Origin of the sequence: Nocardioides sp., from assembly GCF_024509035.1 — a bacterium.
Lineage (GTDB): Bacteria > Actinomycetota > Actinomycetes > Propionibacteriales > Nocardioidaceae > Nocardioides.
Genome location: NZ_JANINT010000171.1, coordinates 1 through 4,743 on the forward strand (window position 1 = coordinate 1; position 4,743 = coordinate 4,743).

Below are 4,743 nucleotides of genomic sequence, written 5' to 3' on the forward strand. Positions count from 1 at the left end.
CGACGATGCGCCCCATGGCGGTGTCCCAGTCGGTCTCGACCAGCTCGCCGTTCTCGCGCACCAGCGGGCGGGTCAGCCGGTCGGGGGAGTGCGCCCACGGCGTACTGCCGTAGAGGCCCTTGGGGCCGAGCCGGCCGTGGTTGACCCGGTCGGTCGCGCGGCCGCGGACGCCGACCATCCGCCCGTCCTTGACCGCGATGTCGCAGCCGCAGCCGTTGCTGCACAGCAGGCACGCCGAGGACACCCACCGGTCGACCTGGCCCTCGGTCAGCCCGTCCTCGAGGTGGAGGTCGACGCGGGTGGGCCAGGCCGTGCCTCGGGGGTGAGGGGTGCGCTCACCCCAGACGTCGTGCGTGCGGTCGGTCTCGCTCGTCGGAGAGGTCACGTAGGCCCGGTGCCCCGCCGGCGACGATTCATGCGGTGGCGCACACATCTCGGCTCGGTCGGGGACCATCCGTCCCGGGGTCTCAGGCGGGGTGTGCCTCGTGGGCGTGCTGGGCGCGGGCGACGTGCATCCGCGCGTGGGCGATCGCCTCGGGGGTGGTGGCGAACGAGTGGGCGTCGTGGGCGAGCCGATCGTGGACGCCCAGCTCGCGCAGCACCCGCTCGTGACGCGGCTGCAGGCCCGAGAGCAGCACGCTGATGCCGCGGCCCTCGAGCCGGGCGACGGTGTCGGCGAGCACCGAGGCGCCGGTGGCGTCGATCGTCGAGACCCGCGACATCCGCAGCACGACCACACGCACGTCGCTGACCGCGGACAGCTCGAGCAGGAAGTCGTGGGCGGCCGCGAAGAACAGCGGCCCCTCCATCCGGTAGGCCACGATGTGCTGGTCGAGCAGGCTGCGCTCCTCGTCCTCGTGCCGCGTGTCGTCTACCCCGTCCTCGAGCGGCACCTCGTCGAGCCGGGCGGCCAGCGCGGTCTGGCGCAGCGCGAAGAAGCCGGCGACCACGAGCCCGACGATCACCGCGGTGACCAGGTCGACCGCGACGGTCGCGACGGCCGTGACGGCGAGCACGGCGGCGTCGCCCCGCGTGGCGCGCATCAGCGCGGCGACGCTCGAGACGCGCACCATCTGCACCGCGGTGGCGACGAGCACGCCGGCCAGCGCGGCCAGCGGGATCTCGCCGACCCAGCGCGCCGCGGCCAGCACGACCACGAGCAGCACGACGCTGTGGCTGAGCGCGGCCAGCCGCGAGGTCGCCCCGGAGCGGACGTTGACGGCGGTGCGGGCGATCGCCGCGGTGGCGGGGATGCCGCCGAACAGCGGGGCCGCGAGGTTGGCCAGGCCCTGGCCGACCAGCTCGCGGTCGGGGTGGTGGCGCCGTCCGACGCTCATCGCGTCGGCGACCGTCGCGGACAGCAGGCTCTCGAGCGCCGCGAGCGCGGCCACGGCGACCGCAGGCAGCACGAGCCCGCCGAGGTCGCCCACGGGCACGGTCGGGACGTGCGGCATCGGCAGGCCCGAGGGGATGTCGCCGATCGGGGCCGCGCCCAGGCCGGCGGCGGAGTTGGCGATCGTGGCGACGACCACCGCGATCAGCGACCACGGCAGTCCGGGCCGCAGTCGCGCCATGAGCAGCACGCCCGCGGTGACGGCCGCGGCGATGCCGACCGGCGCCCAGGCCGGGTGGTCGGCCCACGCGGCGATCGCGTGGGCGGCCTGGGCGAGCACCTTCTCGCCCTCGGGGCGTACGCCGAGCGCGGCCGGCAGCTGCTGCAACGCGATGATGGCGGCGATGCCGAGGGTGAAGCCCTCGACCACCGGCACCGGCACGTAGCGGATGAACCGGCCGGCGCCGACGTACCCCAGCGCCAGCAGGACGACGCCCGCCATCAGACCCACGACGAGCACGCCGTCGGCGCCGTGGCTGGCGACGATCGGCACGAGCACGACGGTCATCGCGCCGGTGGGTCCGCTGACCTGCACCCGGCTGCCGCCGAAGACCGCCGCCACGGCGCCGGCCACGATCGCGGTCACCAGTCCGGCGCCGGCGCCCAGGCCCGAGCTCGCGCCGAAGCCGAGCGCCAGCGGTAGCGCGACCAGGCCGACCATGAGGCCGGCGGTCAGGTCGGCGCCGACGTGGAACGGGCGCCAGTCGGTGGCGTGGGGGAGGAGCTCGCGGACCCGAGAGGAGGTGGCGCTCACGAGGGCGTGCTGGCGAGCTCGGTGCCGAGCTCGCCCTGGACCGCGATGAGGCCGGAGAGGATGGTGCGGGCGGCCAGCAGGAGGTCGCGGACCTCGGGCACGCTCACCGAGTAGACGACCTCGCTGCCGGTGCGGTGCGAGACGACCATCGACGTACGCCGTAGCACCGCGAGCTGCTGGGAGAGGTTGCTCGGCTCGATCTCGATCTTCTCGAGCAGCTCGTGGACCGCGTGGTCGCGCTCGGAGAGCAGCTCGAGGATGCGGATACGTGCTGGGTGTCCCAAAGTCTTGAAGAGCTCGGCCTTGGCCTGGTACAGCGGAACACCCATGGGTGTCGTCTCCCTCCCTGGAGTCGTATCACCTGAGATTTACACAACATGCAAACTTCTTCAAGTCGTGTACTGTCCAGCATCATCCGTCAGAGCTGCCGGGATGCGAGAGCATGAGTCGAGTCGAGGACAAACGGAGGACTGTGGTGGACGTGCAGATGGACCTGGACGACGTGTTCGATGGAGCAGGCCTGAAGAACACGGCGGTGCGCGAGTACGTCCGCCACTGGGCCGCGCACACCGGCGCCGCGCGGGTCGAGGTCGTCGACGCCGAGGACGACGCCCGCCTGGTGCAGGAGGCACTCGACGCGGGCGAGCTGCTGCCGGTCGGCGAGGGCTGCTACTACTCGCGCAGCTTCCACAAGGACACCGCGCGCTCCGAGGAGCGCACGATCGTCGCGACCAGCAACCCCGAGGACAAGGGCACCTACAACAACTGGCGGCCGTCCTCGGAGATGAAGCCGCTGCTCGAGGGCCTGATGCGCGGCGCCTCGGCCGGCAAGACCATGTACGTCGTGCCCTACCTGATGGCACCTCCCGGCTCGCCGATGGAGCGGTACGCCGCCGGCGTCGAGCTCACCGACAGCCGCACGGTCGCGCTGCACATGATCCGGATGGCGCGGGTCGGCGTCCACCACATCAACGACCTCCACGACCCCGAGAGCTTCGTGCGCGCCGTGCACGTCACCGGCGACCTCGAGACCCTCGGCCAGGGCACGCCCGCCGACCAGCGCTACTTCGTCACCGTGGCCGACGAGCGGACCATCCTGCACTTCGGCTCGTCGTACGGCGGCAACGCGCTGCTCGGCAAGATCGCCCACGGCCTGCGCCAGGCGGCGTACGACGGCTGGGCGTCCGGTGAGTTCCTCGCCGAGCAGTTCATGCTGCTCGGCATCGTCGACACCGAGACCGGCAAGCGCTACCACGTGGCCGGCGGCTTCCCGAGCGCGTCGGGCAAGACCAACCTCGCGATGACGCTGGCGCCCGAGGGGCTCGGCGACCGCTTCCGCGTGGAGTTCTACGGCGACGACATCACCTGGCTGTGGATCGACCCCGAGGACGGCCGGCTCTACGGCATGAACCCCGAGTACGGCGTGTTCGGCGTCGCCAAGGACACCAACGAGATCACGAACCCGACCGCGCTGGAGTCCGTGCAGCCCGGCACCGGCGCGATCTTCACCAACGTCGCCTACAACGCCAAGACCCACGAGGTGTGGTGGGAGGGCCGCACGCCCCAGCCGCCGGCCGACCTCGACGGGTGGCTGGACTGGAAGGGCCTGCCGATCGCCGAGCGCACCCCCGAGCAGGCCGACGACCCCTGGGCCCACCCCAACAGCCGCTTCACGACCACGCTGGCCAACGTGCCCAACGTCGCCGAGGACTTCGAGGAGCCGCGGGGCGTGCCGATCGACGCGATCATCTTCGGCGGCCGCACCCGCGACCGCGAGCCGCTGATCCGCGCGATCACCGACCTCGCCGAGGGCGTCTACGACGGGCTCACGCTCGGCGCCGAGGCGACCTTCGCCGCCGACGGCGTCGACGGGCAGCTGCGCTACGACCCGATGTCGATGCGGCCGTTCATGTCCTACCCGGAGGCCAAGTACGCCGCCCACTGGCTCGACGTCATCGGGCGGGCGAAGGTGCAGCCGATCTTCGCGCACGTCAACTGGTTCCAGCGCGACGCCGAGGACGGCCACTTCCTGTGGCCCGGCTACCGCGAGAACCTGCGCGCGCTGCTGTGGCTGGCCCACCTGCAGGAGGGCTCGGTCACCGGCGTACCCACCGCCGTCGGCATCCTGCCCACCGAGGAGGAGCTGCACCTCACCGGCGTCTCGGTGCCGCCCGAGGACATCGAGCGGATCCTCTCGATCGACGTCGACCGGTGGCGCCAGGAGATGGGCTTCCGCGAGGAGCACCTGAAGCAGTTCGACGGCCTGCCCGAGGAGATCTGGGAGGCGCACCGCCGGGTCGCGCGCGACCTCGGCTGCTGAGGGTCCGCTGAGGGGCTGCTGACACCCGGGCTTCGTCCGGGGATGGTTCCGGCTGCGCCGGCCGTCGCCTACCGGACGCCCTCGCGACGCACCAGACGCATCTGTCCTGGGACGGCCCCTGAGGCGACAGATGCGTCAGGTGCGTGCGCCGAGCGAGATCACGACTGGCGCGCCTAGGCGACCGGGTCGTCCGGCGGCCACGAGGCGGCGAAGGCTCGGGTCCGCCAGCCCTCGGGGCGCAGCTCGATGACGTCGGCCCAGGAAGCGGCCGCGGTG

At 72.5% G+C, this 4,743-nt stretch carries 3 protein-coding genes and 1 pseudogene; 1 reads left to right on the forward strand and 3 read right to left on the reverse strand.

Annotated features, from left to right (window positions below):
* From Q0L15_RS13145 to Q0L15_RS13155, 3 genes and pseudogenes are all read right to left on the reverse strand, one after another.
* A pseudogene (locus tag Q0L15_RS13145) lies at positions 1–385 on the reverse strand (nitrate reductase); the annotation flags it as partial.
* 82 nt (positions 386–467) lie between these two features.
* Positions 468–2,147 (reverse strand): SulP family inorganic anion transporter, encoded by a 1,680-nt coding sequence (locus tag Q0L15_RS13150; protein WP_296604897.1) that lies wholly within the window; start codon positions 2,145–2,147, stop codon positions 468–470.
* A complete protein-coding gene (locus Q0L15_RS13155; protein ID WP_296604898.1) occupies positions 2,144–2,476 on the reverse strand; it encodes a metalloregulator ArsR/SmtB family transcription factor in 333 nt (110 codons plus the stop codon). Before Q0L15_RS13155 ends, Q0L15_RS13150 begins: the two co-directional genes overlap by 4 nt.
* 158 nt (positions 2,477–2,634) lie before the next feature.
* On the opposite strand from Q0L15_RS13155, the gene Q0L15_RS13160 reads away from it, so the two are divergent.
* On the forward strand, positions 2,635–4,467 hold the full coding sequence (locus Q0L15_RS13160; protein WP_296604899.1) for a phosphoenolpyruvate carboxykinase (GTP): 1,833 nt from the start codon (positions 2,635–2,637) through the stop codon (positions 4,465–4,467).
* The last annotated feature ends 276 nt before the right edge of the window (positions 4,468–4,743 follow it).